Below are 25,725 nucleotides of genomic sequence, written 5' to 3'. Positions count from 1 at the left end.
CACTAGAGGTGTAAATATGTCTAGGGACAAAGCAAAGTTCGATAACTGGTTAAATAGAATCTTTAATTATTTGGAAGTTGAAGATATTATTGCCGTTTCCACAAATGATTTAGAGCCTTGGCATTGGAAAGAACTTTGGCGGATTTACGATAAATATGAAACGTACATCGGGAATGGGCAAGCTGGTGGAGACTATCAAACACTAGGGCAGGAAGCGGATGAGTTAGCTAAGGGTGTTCTTCTTCAAGCCTCCGGATCTAACTGGGACGATTACGAGATTAATCAAGAAGTTGCACGGTTGATGGATAAGGATGATGATTAACCCATTAATCAAACCCTTCATTTAAAAATAAAAAGCCCCGCCCTGGAAACAACTAAGGCGGGGCTTTTTATTCGTAGGTACTAATCTTCTCCATTGACTATAGCTAAAAACTTTGTGCCAAATTCGCTAATATATATATTTTCAGCAATCATTTGGCTGTATCTCGGTTTCCCTTGTAGATTGTTTGCATCACATAAATCTCTTGCCACTAAGTTATATAAATGATCTCGTAATACTGCATCATCTTCAATATTTATTCCTCTTTGTGTAAGTGATGTGATTGCTCCACCATTCGTTAACCGATTACAGTTTTTACGATAATCACGTATAATCTCAAGCAAATTAGCATCTACAGGATCTAATAATTTTAATGTCTCTATATATTTTGGGTGTATCGAAATGCCTGAGACCGCAGCTACCAGGAGATTAGCCCATTTCTCTTGCATACTTTCATCATCCTCCAAAGATGCTGCCTCTACCCACCCAGCAATGAACTTTTGGCTAGGTGCTTGCTCAATAAGTTCCGCAGTAATTTCTTTTTCTCTCAATTTTTGTTGTGCTTTTTGCAAAGTTCTCTCAGTATTTGTATTGCGCCAACTTTTTACATGATCAGCAAGAAGTAACCCTAACTCCGTAGCGGCTGGGGCAACTAATAACTTCATAAGTCCTTTTATACCTGATTCTTTATAAAGCTCCACACCAGCTTTTGCAGCTTCTCCAATACCTGTTAAATCTCCTGCCATAATACCTTGTAATATTTCTAATGTATGTGTAAGTAAAGCACCTCTAGTTAGTGGAGGTGCTTTATCTATGATGGGTTAAGCAAAATCAATCAGCTATATCTAGTACCTAAAGTGATAAAACAATTTAGGGAAATAGATTAGTGATTTTAACAGCTAGTATCTTTAGTTTTTTCTCCCTTCTCGGCAGTAACTACATATTCTTGCGCCTTTCTTCCGAACCTCTGTCATACACCCAGATCGGGCACAAATACGCCGGGGTTGACGCTTACGCATTGACGCAGAAACTAAATCATCAGCAAGCCCATGATTACTGACGTTGAGGGTAAACAAAGGCAACTCAAGTTGTAGTACCTGACGACTCTTGCCAGGAACTATTGACGATGTTAACATCATCTTGTTACTCCTTTTTGATGTGTAGAGTAATCACCAGATATCTGTCGCTAAACTATATCTGGTAATAGTTTGTAAATAGATTAACTGTAAAACCTCTGGGGGCTTAAGCCAGGGGTTTTACAGTTAATGCTCATATTAGAGTAGCAAAAATATCTATGTCAAGAAGTTTCATCGGCTAAGAAGCGGATAGCCGTGAAAAACCTCTTTAAAGTTGTTTCCTTGATGTCTCAGTGATTTCTTTAGGAAAGCACCAAAGTTACAAGGTATGCCCGTGTATATGCACGGGTGTCAACACCCCTAAGTTACCCCACTGTACCCCACTTGTCAACCACTTATGCACGGCTTATGCACGGCTTATGCACCACAAATTAGCAACAAGCATTTTTAGAAACACTATGACTTAAAAAATAAAAGAAATGTCAAATTTCTAAGTTTTTATCTGCGTATGTTAACAACCACTTCTTAACAACTGGTTACATTATGGCTAGCTCCATCATGATGCTTATAACAAAAGTAAGAAAACCACGACCGCGCAATAGTGTTGGGCGGTCGAGGCTCCTACAAGTATTGCTATCAATGCTTCACAGCCAGTACTCCTAGTTATTTCTTACTTTCATTTCTTACTTTTAAGAAAAATGGGTGACGATTTAAGATGTTGTCAGTACCTTTAAACCCGGACAGAGCAAGGGGTACAGCCATTATTTAACTAAAAATGTCAATACCTAACCAAAAATATCGCCGGGGGCAGGGGTACAGCCAAAATAAAACCGCCTCGACGGCGGTCATTGGTTTAACCATGTAACTGGTGTAGAATAGTTACAGAGTTACAGCAAAAAGTATGAAAGCACTACCAGTAGTAAAAGACAGCCAGCTAATCATAGGGGGAGAGGTCAACCCCATAGGATCGGCGGCTTGGGCAAAGTTCCTAGCTGAAGCTTCATCCTTCCGATATGAGCGAGGGGAGGAATCAATAACCATTCGCCGTGACCGGGGCGATCTGTGGAGTGCTTACAAGAAACGCCAAGGGAAGTTGTACAGGGCTTACGTGGGCAATCTGGCAGACAAATTGCCTACTGAGATTACAGACATATTAGCCGGGGCTTTGGCGGCAATGGATAAGGCATACACCAAGGATGTAGAAGCAGGGGTGTTTGCAGAGAGAAAGAGCGAAGTAGAGAAGCTTAGGGAAGCGTTAGCCGAGAAAGACGCAATTATTAAAAACTTGACAGAGTTATTAATGCGTAGAGATAACCAGCCGGGGGAGCAGTTGACCGCGATCGCGTCCTGAACCAAATCGCGGTGAAGTATAAACTAGGCAAGCAATCAAAGACATACAAAATACTGAAAGATGCATTAAACCAACTCTGACCCCGCCCAAGGGGTCTTTTTATTAGGTATATTTCACCTCCCCGCCCCTCGGAAAATATCTAAAATTATTTCTGTAACTGTTACACAAAATTAACTGTAACTGCTATACTGGTTACATGGTCAAAGAGAGAGGTCGAGGATATGCGCCGAAGTTTTGATTGGGATTCGTGGTCGTTACCCTGTCCAATGCCTTTGCTACCCAGCGAGGTCAAAGCCCTAGAGGAAGTTGAGGTCAAAAAAGCGAAGAGAGCCGCCAAGGTGAAACCCACGCCATTGAAAACGATCAAGGCGCAAGTCCTAACCTCTTTGGGACTGTCCACAACCGCAGAGTTAAAAGCCCTGCTGGTTGCCATTGGCGATCGCCGTAACCTTAGCCGCCGGGATAGCTGGGAACCTCTCCTAGATGAATCCAACGGGGTCAGATGGTTACTTACCCAGGAAAGAAAACGCCGGGATGTGAACAAGGGCGCGGCGATCGCAAGGATCGAAGCGAAGAATGCGGAACTAGAACTAAATTTTCAGTACCGCAGTGACCTATCCACAGAGGAACTACGGGAGATGAATCAAAAAGCCCGTGAGTTTATCGCAGTTAAACAACAGGAGAGAGCAGCGTGAACGGACAGGAAAAACTAAAAAGGTGTATCCTTGCTTGCGAAGCAGAAGCGGTTAGCGCAGACTATCCCCCAAGCCTCGGAAGGGAAATTATCGAAGGGTGTATTAGGGTTAATCTCGAAGGGTGGACAGACGAACAATTACTTGATTGGGTTGATTTAATACAGAATCGGTACATACCTAAAATTTCAGGTGAACACCCCGTTACCCACCGAGCCAAGGTGCAAAGATTATGGGATTTGTATAAAGCAGCTTCCAAAATCGTGGAATTCTACGGGAGCATAAAACAATGAGAGCGATCGCAAGGCAAATACTGAACACAATCATCGATCAAAAACTAGTAATCCTTCACTGCGATTGTGATGATGATGACACCCCTGAAAGCTGGGTGGTTATCTGCGAAGTAAAGAAAGATTACCCACTTGTGCTGACCACAGCAGCCCCGTACACCACCCTACACGCTGACCTGTGGCGCGGGGAAAATAGTTTAACTCAATGGGTATTACCACTAGAAAACCTGTCTCAGTGCATCACAAAGGCGCGGGGCATTACAAAAACCATTGATCGCGCACTCGCATAGAAAGCTGCCCAGCAGGGTGAACCACTGGGCATTAAGTCAAAGTTACCTAAATTTTACCAACATGGCACACACCGGACAAGAACTAACAAAATACCTGCAACACATCGCCAGCCCTGCAACACGGGAGATGATCGAGTTCTTCCACCAACATGACCTATTCACCCAGGAATTAAACCACAACGATGAGGGGGTACAACTCAAATTTTCCAGTCCCCATGAAGATTACAGCGTGTTTGCTTACTCAGATAACGACTGGCACACAACACACCTGATAATCAACGAACACTACTCCGGGTCTATCATCTTTGAACTAATAGCAGAGAAATTTTTCCTAAATGTCGAGGTGTTCAAACAGGCGATCGCCAAGATTCCCGCCTACGATTCGGAAGTATTGAGTTTTGTCTGAGGAAAACTAAACCGATAACAAAACCCCCGATAACCGGGGGTTTTGTTATTGTGTATAAAACTACTAACTTTAAGTAATTTCAACAGACAAGAAACAGGGATAAAACCAGTAAATATGAGGCATTTTCAATACTTACCGTCAGTCAGCATCAGACCAAGGTTATGCAAGCAAGTGTTATATTTGACTCAGTGTTACATCCCCGTCAGCCGCGCCGATGGGATAGATTACAAGCTTTCCCTTTTTTCCTATCACAAAGTTTGTGAACAAGAATGTTGTTCCATAAAGTTGAACATCGCCGCCAGGGGGAATTATCCACCCAGATACTCGTTTAGCTTGCGCGGCGTTGGGTTGGAAACCATCAGCCAACAAATACAAGGTAATAGCCCCGGTGTTTTGAACTTTTAATCGCTCGTAGGGTATTACGATCTCAGTCACTCCGCTTATCTGCATTAATTTTTTCCTGTAGTTGAGTGTGAATTTTAGTAACCATCTCCCGGCGTTGTCGGAGTTGGTATTGCTGTAGGTCGGTCAGTTTAGGTTGTCCTTGAATTTTCATTAGTAACTCACCTTCGCTGGGGTGTGGCTAATTTTATATGTGTAATCCTTCGCTGCTAGGGGTTCCGCTATCCGGTCGTATCCCTGGCAAAGTAGCTCAATATCCCGATCGCAATCCGCGAGAAAAAGCGCGGCGGGGTCATCGGCATCTAACCGGATTTCTGCCGGGGGAAGACCCGCAAGAATACGGCTAACATCGCGGCGGCTTTCCCGAACAGCCTCTAGGCGGATATGTTTGTTAAGTAACACCTCGACAAGTTGAAATTCCACGGCTTCCACCTCGGTGACAATCCGCCGCCGAAGCTCTATGAACCGCCGTGACAGTTCTTCTGGGGGTAGTGCAATGATTCTTTCACTGGGTTTTACCATTTAAAAGCTCCTCAAGCCTGTTCAATGTGATGATTGGGATTTACAGCAGCTAAATCAGCTAACGTTTCGTCCAGTAATCTAGCCAGGTTTTCTCTTTTGGCTTCTTCCTCGATCCGATCAAACCTAACCGAAGCTTTTAAGTTAAGTGAAAGGTTAGCCAATTTTTCAAATACCTCAACATCTCTGAGTAGTACCGCCCCCCGACCCCCGGAAATGTAGCTTTTTTGTTGATTACTGATAAAAACTGCTTGAGCAAGGGTTAAATGTTGGGTAAAAGCCATTAGCTTTTTAAAGTACTCTTTCATAGGCAGTAACTCAGGATCACCCTCTGCCTCATGAACCATCGCTCTTTTGTTTGCGATCGCCGCTTCTAAATGTTTATGTCTATGCGTTGACAGGTTAGCAGGGCTAATATTAAACCCCTCACCCTCCGCATACTTAGCTATATGTTTGTACTCCATGCCAGATAGCAAATACTCATCCACAATCGCCCTCACAGCTTCCGGCATAGAGCAAATCTTGCAGGGTGTTCTCATAACATTTTATTTTAATTATACCTTAAATTCATAAAATATAGTTACTTTTTATACTAATATTTTAGTGTGATACGCAGGGGGAGACAACGACCGCAGCCGGAGAGGCTGACAATGGTCAATTCCGGGGAATTATGGGCGATTTTACCCGTTATTGGCAGCCAACGCCCGCAGCCGGAGAAGCTGATATTTAGTGTAAACTTTGGTAACAAACAATGTAAAAACACACTAGTGGTTGCAGAATAGTGTCAGCCGATAGAGAAAACCCCTGGCAGACAAGGTATTGTAATCCCAGAGATGAACCTCAGGTTTTTGAAGATGTGTCAACTGCTGGGAATGAATTGCAATACCCCAACAGATATCTGCTTTTCTTTTGAAGGTTTTTCTGCTAGGGGAGGAAAAACTGACGATCACAGCGATGGCTGGGGTATTGCCTTCTTTGAAGAAAAAGGATGTCGGATTTTTTTGGATGAGAAACCCTCTGTTACTTCTCCAGTAGCAGATTTGGTAAGGCGCTATCCCATCCACTCTAAACACGTGATTGCCCATATTCGCAAAGCGACTCAGGGTAAAGTTGCCTTACAAAACTGTCATCCTTTTCAAAGAGAACTTTGGGGAAGATATTGGGTGTTTGCTCATAACGGTAATTTGCCAGACTTTGTGCCGGAAAATATGGGCTTTTACCAAGCTGTAGGCGACACAGACAGCGAAAAAGCATTCTGTGTCATCCTAGAAACTCTACGCCAAAGCTTTCCTCAAGGTAAGCCACCGCTAGAGGAACTATATCCAGTGCTGCGTCAAGTTACCGATCGCCTAGCATTAGCAGGCGTGTTTAATTACCTGCTATCGGATGGAGAACATTTTTTTGCCTACTGTTCCACTAAACTGAGCTACATTGTGCGTCAAGCACCCTTTGCTGCTGCTCACTTAATCGATCAAGATATGACTGTCGATTTTCGGGAGTTGACTTCACCAAGCGATCGCGTTGCTGTGATTACAACTACTCCTCTCACAGACAATGAAATTTGGACAATTATCCAACCAGGTGAACTTTTAGTTTTCCAGGATGGTTTACCTCTGTTATCCAATTTTCCGAATGAAATCAAATAAAAAACTTTCGTAGTGAGGACTTAAGTCCTCACTTTAGTAACCAATCGCTAAATTAGATAGACCTTTGACTTGTGAAGCAGTTTTTGCAAATAGATGTTTATTTACCATTTCCATTACTTTCTCTGATGCTACTGGTTTGGTAATAAATTCTGTAGCACCGAATACCTTAGATCGAACTTGATCGAATAGCCCATCGCTACCTGTCAAAATCACCACTGGTGTTTGGCTCAAAAACGAACATCGACGTAATTGCGAGCAAACTTCATAACCATTCACAACTGGCATAATTAAATCTAAAAAAATCAAGTCTGGTTTAGTTTGCATCAAAATTGGTAGAGCCTGCACTGGATCTTGAATGGCGATAAACCTCAGACCCTTAGAGGTGATAATCTGTTCCAAAATTTTACACACCTGTGGGCTATCATCTACACAAGCTATCAGTGGTATAGTTGATGTTTTTGCTGGCGTAATAGTAGATTTGTTTTGAACTTTACTAACTGGTAAAGGCAAGTCCGGTACTTCTACAAGTTCTGCGATTCCGTGATTAATATAGGGAAGCAAAGAACGCGTTACAGGCAATACACTCTGATTCATTTTTACGGCTAAATCCCAAAGTGTATGTTTGCCGTTGATTAAATTGACAAAATTATTATAAACAGATGAACTTACTTGCTGTTGCAATTCCTGAGGTTTACGCAGTACAGGTGCTAAGTTAGGAGACACGCTCGCTAACCCAGCTTTTGACCAATTGTGCCAAGAATCTTGCATTTGCTTGAAAGATATCTGTGGATTTATGGAGCTAATTGGTGCTTCTAATATTACTCCGGGATTGCGATCGCAACTCAAAACTTCACTATTTACTCTTTGAGCTATATCAAATAAAATTTCCGCTACAGTCTTTTCTACAATCGCGTTAACTTGTTCTTGTTTAACTACTTGCCTTTTATATAAAGATTCTAGTAATTGATAATCCCAATAATCTTTTGATATTTCCTGAGAATCTAGCTGGATATTATTAATATCAATTGGGCAAGAAGTTTGTACAATACTTCTCCGCAACCTTCTATAAGTATGAGTTCCGCCTGTCGCCCAAATTATCTGTCCTGAACGATAATAAAAAGTCCATTTTCTTCCTTGGGAACTCTTAATATTTAAATGCCCATTTAATTTTATTTGGGCACATTTACTAAATTCATTCAAAATCTTGTTAAATTCTAGTATAGATTTTGGATTACTCATCCTTTTTTCCTTTATCAAGTCAGTCAACCCTGGAAAATCTGGTTGCTAATTAAAAAGCCAGAATCATACCTAACATCATTATATTAATTTTTATTAAAATAAGTTACAACCGTGGAAATCCTGAGATTTTAACTACTTGGAGAAAGGACGATCAATTAGAGAAGTTTGGATTAAATACTTAATTTTAAATTCTTAAAAATACATGACTTTAGTCACAATAGCAAAATTATTAATTTCTTAGCTCTCTAGGTTGATAATAGGTATAGAAGATGAGGAAATTCTGAAGATGGAGATTAAATAAAAATTAACAATATAAAAATTATATAAACAAAACAGAAATTCATCGTGCTTCAAGCTGTATAACTCGATCGAAAATCTAGAACTTATACTAATTCTCCAACATTCGACAACAGATCCAAACCCAGAAATCCTGTGAAAGTTTGGCTTTTATAATTATGAATTTTCAGGGCAGTCAGAGCGACGTTTGACGCCACTCTGAAATGACTACACTTGGTTGAACTTGGCGCGAATAGTTTCTATGCGTTGGCGATTGACGCCTAAATCGCTTTGACCCAAACGGGAAGCCGAACGCACCTGGATGACATTTGCATTGCGATCTACATAGAACTCGACATCATCCACAAATCCCATCAAGGCACTTTTAAATTCTGCATACAAGTAATCAGGGCTTTCGCTAATGATCTGAGTTCTGGGTAAGGACTCAATGATAGTTTTAAGATTAGCGATCGCCTGTTCTGGGGTGGATGTGAAAGTCAGGGGAGCAATTTGATGAACTGCATCTGTACACTGGCTGGAGACACAGTTAGGGCTACTGGGACAGGGGGCTAACTTGCCGTTGTTCACCCCTAAATTATTTGGTCGTTTGCCTGCAAAAATCATAATTTTATCTGCAAATATTTTGGTGAAACTGTATTTCACTCTATCAGAGCGCCTAGTCCCAATCAGACAAACAAAATCAAACAACGGTGATGCGATCGCTCTATGATCCGGTAAGAACCGTATATCCAAAAACAAATCATGACGCCAACAGTCTCAATCAACGATAGTCAGAGATTACAAATTGCACCTTTAGAAACACCATCCCGTTTACTGTTGGGGCCAGGGCCATCCAATGCCCATCCTGCGGTGCTGCAAGCGATGAATACCTCTCCACTTGGGCATCTTGACCCAGCTTTTCTGGCAATCATGGATGAAATTCAGTCCCTGCTGCGCTATGTATGGCAAACAGAAAACCCCCTAACAATAGCAGTCAGCGGTACGGGAACCGCAGCAATGGAAGCAACTATTGCTAACGTTACCGAACCCGGTGATGTGGTGTTAGTAGGTGTAGCTGGATACTTTGGTAATCGTCTCGTTGATATGGCTGGACGATATGGCGCAGATGTCCGTACTATTACCAAACCTTGGGGACAAGTTTTTACACTAGAGGAACTCCGCACTGCCCTAGAAACTCATCGGCCAGCAATTCTCGCTTTAGTTCATGCTGAAACCTCCACTGGCGCACGCCAACCCTTAGAGGGAGTTGCTGATGTCTGTCGTGAATATGGCACGCTGTTGTTAGTGGATACAGTTACAAGTCTAGGCGGTGTGCCAATATTTTTAGATAATTGGGGAGTTGACCTCGCGTATAGCTGTAGCCAAAAAGGCTTAGGTTGTCCGCCTGGTGCTTCACCCTTTACCATGAGTCCCCGTGCAATGGAAAAATTGCAACAGCGCCGCACCAAGGTTGCTAACTGGTATTTAGATATGAACTTGCTAGGTAAATATTGGGGTAGCGAACGCATCTATCACCATACTGCTCCGATTAATCTCTACTATGCCCTACGGGAAGCATTGCGTTTAGTAGCCGAGGAAGGACTGGCTAATTGCTGGCAACGTCATCAAAAGAACGTAGAGTATCTTTGGGATGGCTTAGAAGATTTAGGGCTGGGTTTGCACGTTGAACGAGAGTTCCGCTTACCAACACTTACTACAGTCCGAATTCCCGAAGGAGTAGATGGCAAGGCAATTGCCCGCCAGTTACTCAACGAACATAACATTGAAATTGGCGGAGGTCTGGGCGAATTGGCTGGTAAAGTCTGGCGCGTAGGACTTATGGGCTTCAATAGCCGTAAGGAAAGTGTTGACCGACTTTTAGAAGCACTGCGGCAAGTTTTACCTAAATGAAAAACTCCACCCCCAAGGGAATGGAGTGTTTGGGTATGGGGAAGGGAAGAATCACTAATGCCCCATGCCCTATGTCCTATACCCCAAGCCGCCGGGCTGCTGTCCCTCTCGACTCACATGGAGATAGAGTTTCCCACCGACTTCCATAAATTAAGCCGTTTAACCTTACTTTCCTCTAAGAAAGTAATGTCAAACGGCTTTTAGGCAGGAGTTGAAAAAAATAATCTAACTTTTTAACTTGCGATGATGCACCCTGCTTTAGTTACCAGGCAGCTGTTAACTAAAATTGCTCAATCGGCCTATTCGTTCTTGTGGCTTTGTTTTCCAGCCTTGGAATGCTGCTCGGATGTACCACCCTGAGTGCCCTTTCCTTCATCTTCTTCATCATCGTCACTGTTATCTTTGCCTTTGCCGCTGCCTTTGTGAGAACTCTTGCCACCTTTGCTGCCAATCTCAGCCATGTGTTCTCTATCTTGGCTAACAGTTTCGCCACCCTTACGTCCAGCTTCGCGAGCTTCTTCTGATGTGAACTCGTGAGCAGTACCTTTTTCATGAGCAGCATGACCACCCTTGCTGGCAATTTCACGCTGCTTATCTTCATCCATAGAAGCAAAGCCACGCTTACTTGTATCTGACATTTTAGTACTCCTTGTTGCTAACTAAAACTTTTGATTTTTTTAGCCAGTAGAAACCTGTATTGATTTCTTCTGTCCAATAATCTTTTTTTAAGTTAGCTATTTAACTCAGGGATATTCATGTCTCCTTGGGGAGAATCATTTATGTCTAAAACACAACTACAGATATATGCTCATTAGTAGAAGCAGCAAAATAATATTTTGTCTATGAATTCGTGGTAGCTTAAGATTAAAACTTATAGATAGTTATTGAGTGATTTTCAATCAGCAAGCAATTGATGTTTTTGCAGAGCTTGCTTATAGTATTCATCTGGAAAATTCCTTGAATGGCATGATTCTGAAGCTCAAGGAGATAGATTGCACAGCGCGATCGCACTACTAACAAATTCAACAATAATTTAGTAGAGAGTACGTCTGAGCAATCCTCGGTTCTCCATAGCTTATTGTGAGAAAAACCCAGCTAATAGCAGAGGCAAAAGGATCAGGATCGAGACAATCAAAACTAACGTACCTGGATCGAGTTTTAAAATATTCTTATCTGGTTCTGGCATTTTGCACCTTTTGAGAAATTAGGTGTATAAACTCAGCCTAAACCATTTTTGCTCCTCAATCCAATCACCATTAGGGTATAGTTAGGGGTTAAACCAAGTTATTTAACTAACGAGAATATTGGCTCTGGCCTTTTTAATTTTGCATGGCTGTGGCGAATCGGTGGCTGATGTACCATTGAATAACCCATCAAGAGAATATTTTGCCTTTCTTTCGCAGGAAACGAGACTGTGTGGATTAATTCATCCTGACGCCACATTAGCGAAGAAAAAGGTAGTGGTGGGTTTTGGATATTTCCATCCAAAAAATATCCTTTAATATCTTTTGATAAAGAAATTACATCACCTGTACTTTTGTGTTTAGCAAAATCCCCTACTACACTAACAGCATCAGGGCGATACACGCTAAAAGTGCCTACTAAACATTTTGCCGTATCTTCACAACTAAACAAGCCCAAAGTTAAGCCGCGAGGTGTAGTGCTAGGAAAAAGATGCACAATCAGTTTACTCAACAAATCGCGATTGCTATCGTTACCTAAACGAATTCGATCGGGTAAGCGCATTCCATACCCAAGTGGTAGGTTTTGCTGAATTTCTGGCAATTGGGAAGTAAAAACCTCAGAGGGTACAGCAGCAGCCGGAAGTGTACTGCCCAAAACAGCTAGAACAACTGGTAATGTAAGTAAATTACGGTACAGCACGTTTTAACCATTTTTCTAGGTGGATAATAAAAACTAATTGAAAAAATGGTGAAAAGGCTTTAGAGAAATTACTTGTTAATTTGTATTGAATTAATACAATGACATTGCTACCAATGGTCTAGTTGAAAATAAGGAATGGGGAATTGGGCATAGGGGAGGCAGTGCGTTGCGGGGGTTCCCCCCGTTGTAGCAACTGCCGTCATGGAGCATTGCGAAGGCAGACAAGGTGAGAAAGCGCTCTAGGTAGGAAACCCGTAAGGGTGCAGGGCTGCCTCAATTCGGGAAACCTTGCTGTGCAACTGTCCTCTTCCGCAGGCGACTGGCTTTCCCCCTAGAGAGAACAAGGAAGCAGGGACGCAGAAAAAGAATTAATGACCAATGACCAATAACAAATGACTAATTTAAAAATCCACGCCCCGTTTTAGCTCTACACCATGATTGGCGTAATGTTTGTGACAATATACTTCCGAATGAACGCTAGCTAAATCAAAGTATGAAGGTTGATTTTGACAGCGACCAGTAATAATTACTTCGGTGTCCCGTGGTTTGCGGAGCAAGGCTTGGACAATTGGTTCAACGGGGAGTAATTCTAGGTCAACGGTGGGATTGAGTTCATCAAGGATGATAGTTTTATACAATCCAGAAGCGATCGCAGTCTTAGCTATTTCCCAACCTCTTTCGGCTTCTACGTAGTCCAATTCTTGCCGAGAATTGCGCCAGACGATCGCATCTCGACCGCAGCGTTGATGATCGACGACTTCCGGATATGATTGTTGTAAGGCCGCGATCGCCGCATCTTCGGTGTAACCGCTACCACCTTTGAGCCATTGCATAATCATCACGCGGGTAGAACCGGGATGATTTATTCCTCTACCTATGGCTTGCAACGCTTTACCTAAGGCGCTGGTAGACTTACCTTTCCCTGCACCGGTGTATATTTCAATTCCCTCAATCAACAGGGCTTTGGCTGTTGGGTGGTGTTGAGGCTTCATTTCTGAATGCAAATCGGCAATATCGAGCAGCTGTTGCGGTGCTGCACGTCCGGTAGCAATAATTTCCAAATCTTGGGGTTTAGATTTGAGTGTCCGCACCACTTCATCGACTGGGAGCAAACCTAAATCTAGAACGGGGTTAATTTCATCTAGAACCACAACTGAATACAAACCAGAGGCGATGGCACCTTTGGCTACATCCCATCCCCTAGCTGCTTCAGCACAGTCAAAGGCAGTGATTTCTTCAGGGCCAAAAAACTCTGCTCTTCCCGTCCGCACCTGGTCGATTAAATGCGGAAACCCTCGCTGCAAGGCGGTAATTGCTCCATCCTCGTCATAATCTCGTTCCGGGCCTTTTAAAAATCGTAATAATAAAACGCGGTTGGAATTGCTCGGTGTATTTATCCCCAAGCCAATCGAGCGCAAAACCACCCCTAAAGCTGCTTGGGATTTCCCTTTCCCCGCACCATCGTACACATGAATTTGACCAGTAAGCCGTTCAGGACGCACTTGCGCCGTGCGAATACCGATACCGTTCCTTGTCATCTGTCAAAAAGCTGTAATTTAGCAGTTTTTAATCTTAACGAAACTCTTGTACTCTCTGGTAGAGCAGCTATCATAGCACTTACGTACCAGATTCAGGAGAATGTATTAATAAAATAAGTAGCAGCATAGTGGCACATCCAGATGGGAAAAGGCAAGAACAATGAGATAATTGCCCCCATCACCGTAGCTATCGCAGTTATACTCTCTAAAGTTAACCCTTACAGTTGCAACTTTATGTTTGACCTATTTGACGAATGGACACTTCCTAGGGTTTTGCCTGTTGGTGCAGTTTTATTCGATCTTTTATTTTTGTTGATCGCCATCGCTATAGAGGCATACTGTTTCAATATTAGATTAAAATTTGACAAAAAAACCAGCGTTTTTTATGCCATTTCTATCAATCTATTTTCCAGCGTTATCGGTTGGATAGTATTTTTTCTGGTTGAGCCAATCCTGCCACTATATTTAAAGTCAGAATTAATGAATTTTGTCTTTTTCAATAGTGTTAAATCGTCTAATACGCCAACTTACATTATTTTGACTGCCTTTATAATTTTCTTTGGTACATTCATCGTTAAATTATTGCTCTTAAGGGTCTTCTCGCTGGCCTTGAGTGAAGACCTAGGTAAAAAATCTGAAGAGGCACCAAGTATTGAACGTCAGAAGTGGCGTTATATGGGCAGAGCTAAATTAATTAGTAATAAGTTAGTTTCTACTATGTTAATTGCAAATTCTTTGAGTTATAGTGCGATAACTTTTGTTTTACTGATTCGGATGAAATAAAAGTATTCAGAAATTGGGCTACAGAAAAAATAGCGATCGCTAAATAAGCTAGAGGTTCAAGTATGAACACATTATTTAAAGACTTATTAGGTTTAACCGGATTTATTTCTGATGTTTATGCAGGAATTAAAAAGTTCTTTGTTCCAGATAGAGCTTATTCCTGGCAGACATTACTCTATTTGAGTTTGTTTTCTTGGGCGATATCATCCTTTGCAACTGGCGCGATCAAGGATACAATTGCATTTTTTGGTTGGCTATTTTTAATAGCTGGGACATCTTGGTATACTACCGATGACCCAGCAAGAGTTCCTGGGACTTATATGCCTGTAGGAGCAGTGATTACTGGATTTTTAGTTAGTGTTTTTGCTTTTGGCAAACAAGAAACTGGAATTACATCAGGAACCATTGTGCTGTGGCCGACAATTTCCGCATTAATTACTGCTATACCAGAGTTTTTTGAAGGAAGTGGTACTGATGCTAAAGCTCAACTTCCTAAACCGGAAGACCGCCAAAAAATTGTAGTCCTAGTTGCTAGCTGCATGGTTCTCAGTTGCTGGATTCAGTTTTACTTTGTAGTCAATAATTGGTTAGAAGAATATCCTAGCGTGCTGTCAGATAATTTTAACCGCAGTACCTTTGTTGTAAGAACAGAAGTTCCAACTAACAATTCACTTAACGGCACTGTAATTCTCAAAGAACTGCAACCAAAATTAGAGCGACAATTAAATAAACAGTCTTGGTCGCAGGTAGAAAGATGGCTACAAAATGCCAATACTAATATTGAAAACCTGACCCAGGAAATAATTCAAGAAAAACGTCTCAAACAAAAAGAAGTAAGGGAATTTTGGCGGATTGTAACGCAAAAAACCAATCCTAATCCTAAAAGTAAAGACGATTATCTACTAAATATTTTTGCTATCTGGATTGGGCCGAGTTCCTCTCCACGTGGGTATTATTTGCAGAAGTCGTGTGAGATTGGGCCAATTGCAGCATCTGCAAACAAATCCACTGCGCAAAAATCAGACGATCCTCGGATCGCAGAAGTTGATTGCGATCCGAGGATTAAACGGACTAACGATCTACCTCCAGCACAAGGCTGAGGAAGTGCCAAAATAATCAATCAGTATTAATACTCACGCAAAACTATTTATGTCATTGTGTTTGCCCTTGGCATTCCCGTTCGACGTTCGCCGAAGGCGTTCTCGCAGAGTAGTCGTTCCCGCAGGGTAGGGTACGAAGCGTAAAGCCTGCGGTATAGGTTCGCTTAACGCCGAAGTCTTTCCCGCAAGGTAGAGTAGCAATCCTAACACCCTTGCGATTGCTAGGCTTGACTTCGTTCAGTACTCTACAGGATGGTGTTTCTGACAAATGTATATTTAATTTTTTACTACTACTGATGCGATCGGGGTCTGTTACCCTTTCTTGTGGGGGCTGGCAGGAAGGCATTCTAGGAGGAGATGAGTAACAAGTAAAATAAGCTACTACCTCTACGAACAACTTTTATGTCACGCATCTCTGCACATAGCAATTAGACATTCAGGGCGGAAATATAACAAGAAGTTAACTACATACTTAAGAGTTATGTATTTTACTGAGTAAAATTACTAATTAAAGTAAAGCAGCAAATATAGCTAGTATAATGTTTTGTATAATACTGGTTAAATCTATTACATAGCATCAGGCAGCTTGTTACACCCAAGCAGTATGAAGTAGGTCAGTTTATTCACAAACTTCACAAACTTCAAGTAGCCTGCCAATAAACAAATTATGGATAGGTAGCGATCCAAAGATAGGGAGACGAGGTGAGGAAGCCAGAATCCTGGTAGAAGCTTGAATGAGATAGGAGAAGGATAGGATTATGTAAAAAAATTGCCAACTCTTTTGATTATCAACGCATCACACTATTAGTTTTAAATAAAAGATTATACTATGAATCGGCAACAAATCACAGAATTTTCTCTCAAAGATGGCACGAAGTTTTTAGCTGAAGTTGATGAGCCAGAAAATAGCAATGCTCTTGTACGTGTTGCCAGACCAGACACAGGACAAATGGTTGTTGAAGCTAAAAAGAAATTCGATGATGTATTAGATCAAATACAACCTGTAGCTTCAGCAATTATCACCAAACTGAGTCAGCTGAATACACCTGCCGATGAAATAGAGGTGAAATTTGGCATTAAGTTAAATGCAGCGGCGGGTGCAATTTTTACTTCTGTAAGTGGTGAAGCGAACTACGAAATTACCTTGAAATGGAAGCAAGACAAGGCATAATAACGCATGGTAACAAGTAGAGATAATTATATTCAAACTTTTAGGTCCGCGATCGCCCGAATTTTCCATGCTAATGGTGGGGTAGTTGGTGTAGGTTTTTTAATCTCCGGGCGAAGTCGAAATTACATCCTGACATGCGCTCACGTTATTACCTCAGCTATATCTTTACCACAGGATATAGTTGAAGCTCCTAGTCATGATATTTATTTAGATTTTCCTTTAATTGCATCAGGCCAAAAACTCAAAGCTAAAGTTGTTTTTTGGCAACCCGTTGTCAGCAATGCATCAACTTCTGAGCCTGAAGATATTGCAGGTTTGCAAATAGAAGGGCAATTACCTAAAGAAGCCCAACCTATCAAGCTTATAAGAGCTAGCAATATCTGGGAGCATCGTTTCCGCATATTCGGTTTTCCTAACGGACACAATGATGGCGTTTGGGCCACAGGTGTGTTGCGAGATAGCCAAGGAAAGAGATGGGTGCAACTCGAAGATAGCAAGGTAACTGGCTACAGGATAGAACCAGGCTTTAGTGGTGCGCCTATATGGGATGAAACCCTTTTAGCAGTGGTTGGTATGGCAGTAGCGGCGGAAAAGCAGCGAGAAGATATCAAGACTGCTTTTATGATTCCTACAGATGTATTGATGGAAGCATGGGATGAAATGTCTTTTTCGATTTCATCAAATGCACATACCCAAACAAATTTAAGCCGGGTACAACAACTCAAAATCAAAACTTTGCAACAACGCTTTGAAATTTTGAGCAGTGATTATGAAGCAGCTTACAACCAACTGAACTATACACTCAGCGCGAGCGATCGCAATATCATCCAACGGCAAATCAATACCATACTGCAAGACCTTGAGCAAGTAGAAAGCGAACTTAATGCCATGAGTCATTAATTTACTACCTAAATGCTATGACAAATTCTTCAGATTTACGAAAGAATCATCTAGAGCAGTTAATAGCCCATTTAACAACTGAAATTGAAATTACTAGCAAACAAATAGTGCGGACTCTTGATGATGTAGATAAAAATAAATTGCAAAGGCAACTGAACGATAAATTCAATTCGCTAGAAAAAGCTGAATCCGAATTAAACCAGCTAAATCGAGAATCTTCAGAGCAAGTTGAACTCGATAAGATTCCATTCACTAATCGTGATGCCCCAATTCGTGAGATTACAGCAATTAAGTCTCCTCCTTATCGTTTAGTAACTGCTCCTGAAGGTTACGGAAAAACAGAATTTCTCAAACAAATACAAAAGCGTTTTCAAGAATTACAATGGTGCTGTGCTTATGCTTCTATGTCTAGTTATGAAAGTATTGAAGACTTAGAAAAACGTTTAGCAAATTCTCTCCAAATTACGCTGCCAGAAGGGCATGAATTAAGTTGGGGAGAGCGTTTAGGCTTACTATTACATAATAATTGGTGGGCTACATGGCAATCTCAGAATCAAAAAGGTATTGTGCTGCTAATCGATCTGGATGGCAGTGCCCCACAAAAGCAACGTTTAAACGAAATTTTTAAGGACTTTAAGCAATTTATATCGAGAATTGAAAAATGTTTGAAGGACTTACAGTTATTTAAAGAAAATTACAGTAGATTTCGAGTTATCATTGCATCTCGCTGTTTAATTAATATCCCTTTAGAATATCAGATATTCTCTGAACTAACACTCTCTCCTTTTAACTTGGAAGTGATTCAGGATACAGCAACAAAATATCTCAAGCCAATCGAGATGACTTCTGAAAGTCTTGCTCTACTGACAGGACATTTACTATATTTAACTGGTGGACATCCAGGTGGGATTGCTGAAGCACTAAAAGTTTATCGAAGTAGTCCTTGTACGGTTGACCTGTTTTTAAATATTTATGGGAAAAAATTATGGGAAAAAACCCTGAAAAAATGCAGAGATCAGATTAAAGAAAGCTTAACAAAAGAAAATAAAGATCTATATGAATCTATTGAAAAATTGAGTATATTTCCTATACTAAATAGCACTTGGATATTAAAGGAAGTCGTTCGGAGATTTCAGCTACCTTTCAGTGATGATAGTTTTAAATTAAATATTGAATTAACCAAGACATCTATATTTACTCGTGACAAAACGATTATCAAAGATGGCATGACCAGGCGACTATTAGTTATTGGTCTTCTCAAAGAAAGTTCGCCAGATATCTTTCGAGAGCTTTGTGGCGAAGCGGCTAAAATTTGCTGGGAATATGTTCACGATCGCAAATCAAAGAATGAATCTGCTGTTGCGGGTACTTGGTCTATGCAGTATTTGTTTCAAAGTCTTCAGCAACACGCTGGTTTTATCAATTCTGGTGCTGATAGTCTGGCTTATCGGCAAAAACTCCACAAAGATTTTTTTGAACAAACTGTTACAGAAACTATTGACATATTCCGTAATACAGATCGAGAGCAAATCCATGACTTTCTTTCAACACTGAAATCTGAAATAGAGCACGACTGGGAATTTCAATTTATTGTTAATTACTATCTGCACAATGATGAATATAACGATCGGCCTTATAAAGATTTAATTAAGAAGCTTGATGAAGCAATTCAAAATAACTAACTCAGGAGTCTATGATGTCTGAACTAGATAAATTAGAGTTTGTTGGTCGTGAAGAACAACTAAACCGAATTATTTCTATTGTAAAAGAGGCTAATACACGGCATATCGTTTTGGTAGAAGGCAGAGGTGGAATTGGCAAAACTTGGCTGCTTCATGCATTAAAATGCCGTTTAAACCAAGTTCAGATCGGGACAAGCGAAATTATTGATTGCGATATTCCTGTTTTTAAGGATGTAGGAGATTTATGCACTCAAATTGCCAAACAATTGTACGATAGTACATATCAAAAATGGCTGCTCCAATTACGACAACTACGAGAAGATGAAAACCGTCTTAGTAAAACTGCATACGAACAGGAACGCAAACAACTGGAAAAGTTTCTTGTAGATGCAATTAATCGACAATCTAGACAACAGAGACTAGTATTTCTAATTGATACGGTTGAGAAGTTAGGACAACCAGAGGTAAAAAAAGAAGCTTGGGAGTATATTAGCGATCTCTGCCGACAACTAGATAACATTGTATTTATTTTGGCAGGCCGTCCTAGTGTTGCCCATCAAATTCTGGAGAAGTCATTCAAAGAAGAAGAATTAACTTATTTAGAGTTAAATGAATTTACTCATGAGGATGTGCAGAAATACATTCTTTGCAAAGAGGAGCAGCTTCACTTTACTCTTGGACAAGACTTGGCTAAAAAGATCGTAGTTCTTTCTGGTGGTAGCCCCATCATGATTGAATTTGGAGTTGAGTATGCTTATCGGCAAGTTATACCAGATTGGTTAGAAAGTGAAGATATAGAAACTATTCCCAGCAAGTTGGAAAAAATTGGTGGATTTGAAGCTGAGATGGTTCGACATCTGACGCAGCTGCGAACATCAATGGATCGGCTAGTCCTGTTGCTTTCACGCATCTACCCATTAGATAGCTCTGATATTGCTAATTTATTAGAACTATCAAAAGAAGATGCTCAAAAATTATTTATTGATGCCCAGAGTTACTTTTTTATTAAATCAGTAATGGGTAGTTCTCAAATATCATTGCATGATATTGTGCGTGATTTGGTTAATAAATATGTATGGACAGATATTGATCCCGATTTGGAATGGAGAAAGCGAGATAGTCGGATTGCTGCTAAATATTTTGAGCAAAAAGATTATGAGTTAGGGCCGCAAAAAAGCATATTCGAGTTTCAAAGTTATTCTGATGATTCATTTCTGACTGAGGAAGTGAAACAACTGCGGGAATTCAATACTAGACGATGGCTAGAGAATGCTTTATACGCCGAGCCGAAAAAAGGCTTTAAAACTTGGTATGAAGTTACTGATAGGATACGCCGTCAATCCAAGAAATTTAGCTTTGTCAATCAATTGTTGGCAATTGCAAAACAATTTGAAACAGAGCTTAACTCCGATCAAAAACTGGAAATGATTATTTTTGAGGCAAAGCTTGTTTGCGCCCGTGAAGACAAGAATGCAACAGAAGATAATGTGAGAAAGCTAGAGGGAATGTTATCGGAACAATCTTTTGATTCTTCTCTTCAAGCAAATATTTATAATGTCTTGGGAATGCTGAATACCAAGTTACATCTATATGATGAAGCCTTGAAATATCAGCAAGAGTGCTTATCCTTAGTTCAAGAGAAAAAGCTATCATCTGCTATTGCTGGTGTAGCTAACCAAGTTGGTTATCTTTATCGACAACTTAATAACTTCAAGGAAGCTGAAAAATATTACAAACTAGGTTGGGATGCTGCTATGAAAGTTGAAACCCCTGACAAAGGTTTAACTCAAGTTATGGCTAGCATTCAGAATAACTTAGGATATTTATACGGACAACAAAAAAATTATGTAAAGGCTGAACAGTGTTTTAAGGCTGCTATTGATATGTGGTCGAGTGTTAAGAGCAAACGCGAAATAGCTCATGCCGAAATTGCTTCTGCTACTATTTCGGTAGATCGTGGTAATTATGTTAAAGCTAAACAGCTACTTGAGAGAGCGTTAAACCGTTGCGACAATGAGGAAAACGATCATCGAATATTATGTAGGGCATACCTTCAATTAGGCTTAAATCATTGGTTTAGTGCCGAGATAGTAAATGAAGCTGTTTGGGATGTGACACAAATAAAGTGGGATCTCAATCTGCTAAGTCTTGCTCAAGATGCTTTAGAACAAAGCCTGAAGCTGGCAGAGAAATACGGAATTGAAGAGGAATTACCAGAAATTTTGCGCCGAACTGCCAGTGTCTATTGGCATCTTGGCTTTCAAAGGTGCGATCGCTCGCTGCAAGAACAAGCTCTCAAACTCAACAATCGCTCGTACCAGACTAGTTTAGAATACAATGACATCCGATATGCCATTGATAGCTTGGTAGGTAAAGCTGAGTTTGATTATTATACAAAAGCCTATGAGAATATTTCAAATTATGCACGAGAACTTAGCGATCGCTTCCAATACTATGAAAATATTCATAGACTATATTTTGGTCGAATTTTACGGATACAAGGTGATGTTGAGTTTCAACAAGCGAACTACGATTTTGCCTTTAGGAAATATGCTCAAGGGATACCCAAAATCTTTCAGCATGGAGGTTTTGGGCCTTATTCACTCCAACATGAGCTAAATCTGCTGCAAAATAAAATCGAACGCTTGCCTGTAGAACTTTCTAAAACTCAAATCGAGGAGCTTCAAGAGCAGTGGGAAGATTATAAAGCTCTTAAAGAATGGTGCGATCAACAAATGTTTTTGACTAGAATCCGTGCAACAAAACAGCCATCTTTTCATGCTTAGTAAAAAAATCGCTCGACCCAAAATTTTAGTATCTCTCAATTCTATCTGTGTACCAACTGGGCAATGTGATTGTGACGGAGGAGACTGTGCCTGTGACTTATCACCTTTAGCAGAATTAAGTTCAGATAAACAGTTATCTCTGGGAATGTTTAAGACAGAGTTTATCAAAGCTCACAACTCGCAGATCATGAATTTAGATGATACTTATTCTATCTGTTATGGTAGTGATCATAAAATAGCAGTTCTTAATCAATCAGCACTATATTTACTAAATCTATTTACAAATCCTTATAACTTACATGATATTGCAATAGAGCATCCCCAAATTGAAACAACAGACTTACAGACAGCTATTCAGGAACTATATCAAGCACGTTTAATTGTGCCTAAAAATCATTACTCATTTAATTTAAAAGAAATACCAGAAACTTTAACAGCATGGTTGCATATCACCGATCGCTGTAACTTAAGATGCGACTACTGCTACCTACCTCATCTAGCAAAGGATATGTCAATAGATATAGGCAAAGCAGCTATTGAATCTACATTTCGCTCTGCCAGCTTAAATCGTTACCGCCGTGTCAAACTCAAATATGCAGGAGGAGAAGCATTACTATGTTCTACTTTAATTAAGGATTTGCACTTATATGCTAAATCCCTTAGCCAGCAAACAGACATCATATTAGATGGAGTTGTTCTCAGTAATGGAACATTGATTACGTCTGAGATTATTGAGATGCTCCAAACATTGAATCTGCGCCTGATGATTTCACTAGATGGATTATCAAATTTCCATAATATGCAACGATTTTATGCAGGCGGGAAGGGATCGTTTCAAGATGTTGAACAAGGCATTAAAATTGCTTTACAAAATGGTTTGATACCAGATATTTCCATTACAGTTAGTGGGCGTAACGCCGAAGGATTACCTAGCTTACTTGAATGGATATTAGAATATAATCTACCTTTTAGTTTAAATTTCTATCGCGAAAACGAATTCTCAGCTTCCCACGAGGACTTGCAACTAGAAGAATCTAAGCTGATTGAGGGAATGTTAGCAGCATTCAAAGTTATCGAATTGAAATTACCTAATCGTAGTTTGCTCGGTTCATTGATCGATCGTGCCAATTTATCATCTCCTCATCAACGAACTTGTGGAGTTGGGCAAAGCTATCTTGTATTTGATTACAAAGGGAAAATTGCCAAATGCCAGATGCAGCTAGATAAAACAGTATCCTCAATTAACACTCAAGATCCTTTAACTGTTGTGCGACAAGATAAAGCAGGCATTCAGAATTTATCTGTTGAGGAAAAAGAAGGCTGTCGTACATGTGAGTGGAAATACTGGTGTACAGGTGGTTGCCCTCTAGCAACTTTTAAGGCTACAGGTCGTTATGATATTCAATCTCCAAATTGCAATATTTACAAAGCTCTCTATCCTGAAGCTGTTCGACTAGAAGGCTTGCGACTTGTTAAATATCAATAGACCAAAAACTTGATTTAAGCAAGATTTTGCAGAAAATTCGTATTAAAAAAAACTAGTGTAACATCGCTCACTGAGAGTTAAAATATAATAAAAACTAATAAATCAGTCAGAAGTTAAAACAGAATCTTGCACCAGAAGATGTTTAGAATACGAGTTCAGAGTATCGAGTCAGAAGAGTTGCGGGAAAATTGAACTAGTGGAATATCTGGTTAAAGTGTGAATTCTCGGTTTTTATTGATTAATTTATCCTCTGGCAATCCCTGAATTTAATTGCGGCTTGTCTCTAACCGAGAATTCCGGTAGAGACAAAATTAGATTCTTTATTTAGAATTTGGTCGTAGATATTTCTTATTCAGTTTCTACCTAGCGTGAAACTGAATCATCAATATATATTACTAGGTACTAAATATATGATGAATTTTAGCCGCCTCTTTGTCATGGCCAGCAATGTATTTCAGGAAGTGATACGCGATCGCATTTTATATATCATAGGTTTTTACACGCTGATACTTGCCGCCGCTATTCGCCTCCTACCAGAATTTGCAGCTACTAGCGAAGCCAAAATATTTTTAGACTTTGGTATAGCTTTAATGAGTGTTATCGCCTTAATTGTCGCTGTATTTGTTGGGACTGGATTGGTCAACAAAGAAATTGAAAAACGCACTGTTTTGGTATTAATTGCCAAACCGATCAGCCGCAGTGAATTTATCGCTGGTAAATATTTAGGTTTATCAGCCGTGCTAGCTGTACTGATCGCTATTATGACGGTGATTTATCTGGGATTTTTACAAATTGGGCATATTCCTTATGCCATCAATAGCATTTTGATTGCTGTTGTTTTCTTATTCTTGCAGATATCCTTAATTACTGCTGTGGCTGTTGGGTTTGGTTCGTTTACCAGTTCCTTGTTAGCGGTAGTTTTAACCTTCGCCGTTTATTTAATGGGCAATATATCGCAAGATTTATTAAAATTTGGTCGTCTGAGCCGCAACCCCAGCATCGAACACCTGACTCAAGCTTTATATCTAATTTTGCCCGATTTATCTAGGCTAGATTTCAAAAACCATGCTGTCTATGGAATGCAAGCACTACCTGGAACAACTGCATTGATTGCTAATGCTGGCTATGGCTTACTTTATAGTTCCATGCTGTTGGCGATCGCCATATTAATTTTTTCACGCCGAGAGTTTTAAAATAGATTTCGTAGTAAGAACTTTAGCGTTGAAAAAGACTAAAGTTCTTACTACGAGATAGATTCACCCATAATTACAGAAATATAAATTGCGGTTCCTGAATCGTACCGTCAGGCATGATCGCATCCACCAGCTTTGTATGAATCATCTTTGTTCCCCAAAGCCTGGCTTCAGTCAGGTTAGCCTCTGTTAAATTTGCCCATGTTAGGTCTGCACCAATTAAATTTGCATCAGTTAAATTTGCTTCTAATAACTTTGCGCCACATAGCTTTGCTCCTGCAAGATTTGCTCGGACTAATTTTGTTTCAATCAGAGATGCTTCAATCAATTTCGCTTCACTTAAGTCAGCTTCGCTGAAATCAGCTGCACATAAAGAAGCAGATGTCAGATTGCTACCACTAAATTGCGATCGCCATAATATTGCTCCACATAAGTTTGCTTGCGTTAAATCAGCATCAATCAAGTTAGCTTCGGATAAAGAAGCTTCTATGAGATTCGCCTCACGGAGGTTAGCACCCGTGAGGATAGAGCCGCAGAGATTTGCACCACGCAAATCTGCTTTGAAAAAGTTAACACCACTCAAATCAACTGCTCTCAGGTCAATTCCGCTTAAGTCACATCCGCTGAAATCCCTACTTTGACTGAATATGAAGTCCTGTTTGTCAGCATAATTTCTCATGGTATTACCTCAAGGTGTAAATTATGGCAACAGTCTATTGTGAGAGTTACTGTATATCGAGCGTACACCCCAAAAGAAGATAAACCGACTAGTTAATCAGCAATAA

Annotated in this window: 29 protein-coding genes; 16 read left to right on the top strand and 13 right to left on the bottom strand. The window is 40.4% G+C overall.

Features of this window, described 5'->3' with window-relative positions:
* The first annotated feature begins 16 nt into the window (after positions 1-16).
* A complete protein-coding gene (locus AACU33_RS21160) occupies positions 17-322 on the top strand; it encodes a hypothetical protein (protein WP_096590516.1) in 306 nt (101 codons plus the stop codon).
* An 80-nt stretch (positions 323-402) separates the two neighbouring features.
* On the opposite strand, the gene AACU33_RS21155 is transcribed toward AACU33_RS21160, so the two are convergent.
* A complete protein-coding gene (locus AACU33_RS21155) occupies positions 403-1,065 on the bottom strand; it encodes an Abi-alpha family protein (RefSeq protein ID WP_096590515.1) in 663 nt (220 codons plus the stop codon).
* Between the two features lie 162 nt (positions 1,066-1,227).
* Positions 1,228-1,458, bottom strand: a complete 231-nt coding sequence (locus AACU33_RS21150) for a hypothetical protein (protein ID WP_339376188.1) — start codon at positions 1,456-1,458, stop codon at positions 1,228-1,230.
* Between the two features lie 838 nt (positions 1,459-2,296).
* Here AACU33_RS21150 and AACU33_RS21145 point away from each other — a divergent pair.
* The 4 genes from AACU33_RS21145 to AACU33_RS21130 all read left to right on the top strand — a co-directional run bounded on the left by AACU33_RS21145 (position 2,297) and on the right by AACU33_RS21130 (position 4,424).
* Positions 2,297-2,746: a hypothetical protein gene (locus tag AACU33_RS21145; protein ID WP_096590514.1), complete on the top strand. Its 450-nt coding sequence runs from the start codon at positions 2,297-2,299 to the stop codon at positions 2,744-2,746.
* A 221-nt stretch (positions 2,747-2,967) separates the two neighbouring features.
* On the top strand, positions 2,968-3,441 hold the full coding sequence (locus tag AACU33_RS21140; protein WP_096590513.1) for a hypothetical protein: 474 nt from the start codon (positions 2,968-2,970) through the stop codon (positions 3,439-3,441).
* A gap of 286 nt (positions 3,442-3,727) precedes the next feature.
* A complete protein-coding gene (locus AACU33_RS21135) occupies positions 3,728-4,018 on the top strand; it encodes a hypothetical protein (RefSeq protein WP_096590511.1) in 291 nt (96 codons plus the stop codon).
* 61 nt (positions 4,019-4,079) lie between these two features.
* Positions 4,080-4,424 (top strand): hypothetical protein, encoded by a 345-nt coding sequence (locus tag AACU33_RS21130; protein WP_096590510.1) that lies wholly within the window; start codon positions 4,080-4,082, stop codon positions 4,422-4,424.
* A gap of 174 nt (positions 4,425-4,598) precedes the next feature.
* On the opposite strand, the gene AACU33_RS21125 is transcribed toward AACU33_RS21130, so the two are convergent.
* Genes AACU33_RS21125 through AACU33_RS21110 form a run of 4 tightly spaced genes read right to left on the bottom strand, consistent with a single transcriptional unit; the run spans position 4,599 to position 5,857 of the window.
* A complete protein-coding gene (locus AACU33_RS21125; protein WP_096590509.1) occupies positions 4,599-4,859 on the bottom strand; it encodes a hypothetical protein in 261 nt (86 codons plus the stop codon).
* Positions 4,852-4,980 (bottom strand): hypothetical protein, encoded by a 129-nt coding sequence (locus tag AACU33_RS21120; RefSeq protein WP_339376187.1) that lies wholly within the window; start codon positions 4,978-4,980, stop codon positions 4,852-4,854. The genes AACU33_RS21125 and AACU33_RS21120 overlap by 8 nt, the downstream gene beginning before the upstream one ends.
* On the bottom strand, positions 4,980-5,348 hold the full coding sequence (locus AACU33_RS21115) for a hypothetical protein (RefSeq protein WP_096590508.1): 369 nt from the start codon (positions 5,346-5,348) through the stop codon (positions 4,980-4,982). Before AACU33_RS21115 ends, AACU33_RS21120 begins: the two co-directional genes overlap by 1 nt.
* 11 nt (positions 5,349-5,359) lie before the next feature.
* Positions 5,360-5,857, bottom strand: coding sequence for a hypothetical protein (locus tag AACU33_RS21110; RefSeq protein WP_096590507.1), 498 nt, complete (start codon positions 5,855-5,857; stop codon positions 5,360-5,362).
* 138 nt (positions 5,858-5,995) lie between these two features.
* Between AACU33_RS21110 and AACU33_RS21105 the strand changes: the two genes are divergently transcribed.
* On the top strand, positions 5,996-6,127 hold the full coding sequence (locus AACU33_RS21105; protein WP_339376186.1) for a hypothetical protein: 132 nt from the start codon (positions 5,996-5,998) through the stop codon (positions 6,125-6,127).
* A gap of 72 nt (positions 6,128-6,199) precedes the next feature.
* Positions 6,200-6,991 (top strand): class II glutamine amidotransferase, encoded by a 792-nt coding sequence (locus AACU33_RS21100; RefSeq protein WP_096590506.1) that lies wholly within the window; start codon positions 6,200-6,202, stop codon positions 6,989-6,991.
* 33 nt (positions 6,992-7,024) lie between these two features.
* Here AACU33_RS21100 and AACU33_RS21095 read toward each other — a convergent pair whose 3' ends face one another.
* Together AACU33_RS21095 and AACU33_RS21090 are read right to left on the bottom strand one after the other, a co-directional pair.
* Entirely contained in the window at positions 7,025-8,230 is a 1,206-nt protein-coding gene (locus AACU33_RS21095; RefSeq protein ID WP_096590505.1) for a response regulator, read from the bottom strand.
* Positions 8,231-8,734: 504 nt separating this feature from the next.
* Complete coding sequence (locus AACU33_RS21090; RefSeq protein ID WP_096590504.1) at positions 8,735-9,130, bottom strand: DUF1499 domain-containing protein; 396 nt, start codon at positions 9,128-9,130, stop codon at positions 8,735-8,737.
* A 138-nt stretch (positions 9,131-9,268) separates the two neighbouring features.
* On the opposite strand from AACU33_RS21090, the gene AACU33_RS21085 reads away from it, so the two are divergent.
* Positions 9,269-10,417: an alanine--glyoxylate aminotransferase family protein gene (locus tag AACU33_RS21085; RefSeq protein ID WP_096590503.1), complete on the top strand. Its 1,149-nt coding sequence runs from the start codon at positions 9,269-9,271 to the stop codon at positions 10,415-10,417.
* Between the two features lie 299 nt (positions 10,418-10,716).
* On the opposite strand, the gene AACU33_RS21080 is transcribed toward AACU33_RS21085, so the two are convergent.
* The 3 genes from AACU33_RS21080 to AACU33_RS21070 all read right to left on the bottom strand — a co-directional run bounded on the left by AACU33_RS21080 (position 10,717) and on the right by AACU33_RS21070 (position 13,839).
* Positions 10,717-11,055, bottom strand: a complete 339-nt coding sequence (locus AACU33_RS21080; protein WP_096590502.1) for a KGG domain-containing protein — start codon at positions 11,053-11,055, stop codon at positions 10,717-10,719.
* 646 nt (positions 11,056-11,701) lie between these two features.
* The gene (locus AACU33_RS21075; protein ID WP_096590501.1) at positions 11,702-12,301 is read right to left on the bottom strand and encodes a hypothetical protein; all 600 of its coding nucleotides are present in this window, start codon (positions 12,299-12,301) and stop codon (positions 11,702-11,704) included.
* Positions 12,302-12,702: 401 nt separating this feature from the next.
* Positions 12,703-13,839: a cob(I)yrinic acid a,c-diamide adenosyltransferase gene (locus AACU33_RS21070; protein ID WP_096590500.1), complete on the bottom strand. Its 1,137-nt coding sequence runs from the start codon at positions 13,837-13,839 to the stop codon at positions 12,703-12,705.
* Between the two features lie 234 nt (positions 13,840-14,073).
* Here AACU33_RS21070 and fraC point away from each other — a divergent pair, with 234 nt between their 5' ends.
* Positions 14,074-14,622 carry a filament integrity protein FraC gene (gene fraC / locus AACU33_RS21065; RefSeq protein WP_096595332.1) on the top strand — a complete coding sequence of 183 codons (549 nt, stop codon included), beginning with the start codon at positions 14,074-14,076 and terminating at the stop codon, positions 14,620-14,622.
* Between the two features lie 62 nt (positions 14,623-14,684).
* A complete protein-coding gene (gene fraD / locus AACU33_RS21060) occupies positions 14,685-15,722 on the top strand; it encodes a septal junction protein FraD (protein WP_096590499.1) in 1,038 nt (345 codons plus the stop codon).
* Between the two features lie 52 nt (positions 15,723-15,774).
* Here the strand turns inward: fraD and AACU33_RS21055 are convergent, their stop codons facing one another.
* Positions 15,775-16,068 carry a hypothetical protein gene (locus tag AACU33_RS21055; protein ID WP_339376185.1) on the bottom strand — a complete coding sequence of 98 codons (294 nt, stop codon included), beginning with the start codon at positions 16,066-16,068 and terminating at the stop codon, positions 15,775-15,777.
* A gap of 483 nt (positions 16,069-16,551) precedes the next feature.
* Here AACU33_RS21055 and AACU33_RS21050 point away from each other — a divergent pair, with 483 nt between their 5' ends.
* The 6 genes from AACU33_RS21050 to AACU33_RS21025 all read left to right on the top strand — a co-directional run bounded on the left by AACU33_RS21050 (position 16,552) and on the right by AACU33_RS21025 (position 24,940).
* Positions 16,552-16,893 (top strand): CU044_2847 family protein, encoded by a 342-nt coding sequence (locus AACU33_RS21050; RefSeq protein WP_096590498.1) that lies wholly within the window; start codon positions 16,552-16,554, stop codon positions 16,891-16,893.
* A gap of 6 nt (positions 16,894-16,899) precedes the next feature.
* Positions 16,900-17,793, top strand: coding sequence for a trypsin-like peptidase domain-containing protein (locus AACU33_RS21045; protein ID WP_096590497.1), 894 nt, complete (start codon positions 16,900-16,902; stop codon positions 17,791-17,793).
* A 17-nt stretch (positions 17,794-17,810) separates the two neighbouring features.
* On the top strand, positions 17,811-19,475 hold the full coding sequence (locus tag AACU33_RS21040; RefSeq protein ID WP_096590496.1) for a hypothetical protein: 1,665 nt from the start codon (positions 17,811-17,813) through the stop codon (positions 19,473-19,475).
* 11 nt (positions 19,476-19,486) lie between these two features.
* Positions 19,487-22,261, top strand: coding sequence for a tetratricopeptide repeat protein (locus AACU33_RS21035; protein ID WP_096590495.1), 2,775 nt, complete (start codon positions 19,487-19,489; stop codon positions 22,259-22,261).
* Positions 22,254-23,747: a radical SAM/SPASM domain-containing protein gene (locus tag AACU33_RS21030; protein ID WP_096590494.1), complete on the top strand. Its 1,494-nt coding sequence runs from the start codon at positions 22,254-22,256 to the stop codon at positions 23,745-23,747. Before AACU33_RS21035 ends, AACU33_RS21030 begins: the two co-directional genes overlap by 8 nt.
* Positions 23,748-24,160: 413 nt before the next feature.
* Positions 24,161-24,940, top strand: a complete 780-nt coding sequence (locus tag AACU33_RS21025; RefSeq protein ID WP_096590493.1) for an ABC transporter permease subunit — start codon at positions 24,161-24,163, stop codon at positions 24,938-24,940.
* A 73-nt stretch (positions 24,941-25,013) separates the two neighbouring features.
* Here the strand turns inward: AACU33_RS21025 and AACU33_RS21020 are convergent, their stop codons facing one another.
* Positions 25,014-25,619, bottom strand: coding sequence for a pentapeptide repeat-containing protein (locus AACU33_RS21020; RefSeq protein ID WP_096590492.1), 606 nt, complete (start codon positions 25,617-25,619; stop codon positions 25,014-25,016).
* Positions 25,620-25,725: the final 106 nt, after the last annotated feature.

This window comes from Calothrix sp. NIES-2098 (genome assembly GCF_963875125.1).
Taxonomy (GTDB): Bacteria; Cyanobacteriota; Cyanobacteriia; order Cyanobacteriales; family Nostocaceae; genus Aulosira.
Note: the sequence above shows the minus strand (reverse complement) of the source record. Positions and strands in the feature narration are given on the sequence as shown.

Coding starts and splice junctions, on each gene's coding strand:
- AACU33_RS21035 (WP_096590495.1), top strand. CDS start 19,487: ATGATGTCTGAACTAGATAAATTAGAGTTTGTTGGTCGTGAAGAACAA.
- AACU33_RS21140 (WP_096590513.1), top strand. CDS start 2,968: ATGCGCCGAAGTTTTGATTGGGATTCGTGGTCGTTACCCTGTCCAATG.
- AACU33_RS21120 (WP_339376187.1), bottom strand. CDS start 4,980: ATGAAAATTCAAGGACAACCTAAACTGACCGACCTACAGCAATACCAA.
- AACU33_RS21135 (WP_096590511.1), top strand. CDS start 3,728: ATGAGAGCGATCGCAAGGCAAATACTGAACACAATCATCGATCAAAAA.
- AACU33_RS21085 (WP_096590503.1), top strand. CDS start 9,269: ATGACGCCAACAGTCTCAATCAACGATAGTCAGAGATTACAAATTGCA.
- AACU33_RS21025 (WP_096590493.1), top strand. CDS start 24,161: ATGAATTTTAGCCGCCTCTTTGTCATGGCCAGCAATGTATTTCAGGAA.
- fraC (WP_096595332.1), top strand. CDS start 14,074: ATGTTTGACCTATTTGACGAATGGACACTTCCTAGGGTTTTGCCTGTT.
- AACU33_RS21055 (WP_339376185.1), bottom strand. CDS start 16,068: ATGCCTTCCTGCCAGCCCCCACAAGAAAGGGTAACAGACCCCGATCGC.
- AACU33_RS21110 (WP_096590507.1), bottom strand. CDS start 5,857: ATGCCGGAAGCTGTGAGGGCGATTGTGGATGAGTATTTGCTATCTGGC.
- AACU33_RS21040 (WP_096590496.1), top strand. CDS start 17,811: ATGACAAATTCTTCAGATTTACGAAAGAATCATCTAGAGCAGTTAATA.
- AACU33_RS21095 (WP_096590505.1), bottom strand. CDS start 8,230: ATGAGTAATCCAAAATCTATACTAGAATTTAACAAGATTTTGAATGAA.
- AACU33_RS21030 (WP_096590494.1), top strand. CDS start 22,254: ATGCTTAGTAAAAAAATCGCTCGACCCAAAATTTTAGTATCTCTCAAT.
- AACU33_RS21150 (WP_339376188.1), bottom strand. CDS start 1,458: ATGATGTTAACATCGTCAATAGTTCCTGGCAAGAGTCGTCAGGTACTA.
- fraD (WP_096590499.1), top strand. CDS start 14,685: ATGAACACATTATTTAAAGACTTATTAGGTTTAACCGGATTTATTTCT.
- AACU33_RS21160 (WP_096590516.1), top strand. CDS start 17: ATGTCTAGGGACAAAGCAAAGTTCGATAACTGGTTAAATAGAATCTTT.
- AACU33_RS21050 (WP_096590498.1), top strand. CDS start 16,552: ATGAATCGGCAACAAATCACAGAATTTTCTCTCAAAGATGGCACGAAG.
- AACU33_RS21130 (WP_096590510.1), top strand. CDS start 4,080: ATGGCACACACCGGACAAGAACTAACAAAATACCTGCAACACATCGCC.
- AACU33_RS21100 (WP_096590506.1), top strand. CDS start 6,200: ATGTGTCAACTGCTGGGAATGAATTGCAATACCCCAACAGATATCTGC.
- AACU33_RS21070 (WP_096590500.1), bottom strand. CDS start 13,839: ATGACAAGGAACGGTATCGGTATTCGCACGGCGCAAGTGCGTCCTGAA.
- AACU33_RS21115 (WP_096590508.1), bottom strand. CDS start 5,348: ATGGTAAAACCCAGTGAAAGAATCATTGCACTACCCCCAGAAGAACTG.
- AACU33_RS21155 (WP_096590515.1), bottom strand. CDS start 1,065: ATGGCAGGAGATTTAACAGGTATTGGAGAAGCTGCAAAAGCTGGTGTG.
- AACU33_RS21020 (WP_096590492.1), bottom strand. CDS start 25,619: ATGAGAAATTATGCTGACAAACAGGACTTCATATTCAGTCAAAGTAGG.
- AACU33_RS21090 (WP_096590504.1), bottom strand. CDS start 9,130: ATGATTTTTGCAGGCAAACGACCAAATAATTTAGGGGTGAACAACGGC.
- AACU33_RS21145 (WP_096590514.1), top strand. CDS start 2,297: ATGAAAGCACTACCAGTAGTAAAAGACAGCCAGCTAATCATAGGGGGA.
- AACU33_RS21045 (WP_096590497.1), top strand. CDS start 16,900: ATGGTAACAAGTAGAGATAATTATATTCAAACTTTTAGGTCCGCGATC.
- AACU33_RS21105 (WP_339376186.1), top strand. CDS start 5,996: ATGGTCAATTCCGGGGAATTATGGGCGATTTTACCCGTTATTGGCAGC.
- AACU33_RS21080 (WP_096590502.1), bottom strand. CDS start 11,055: ATGTCAGATACAAGTAAGCGTGGCTTTGCTTCTATGGATGAAGATAAG.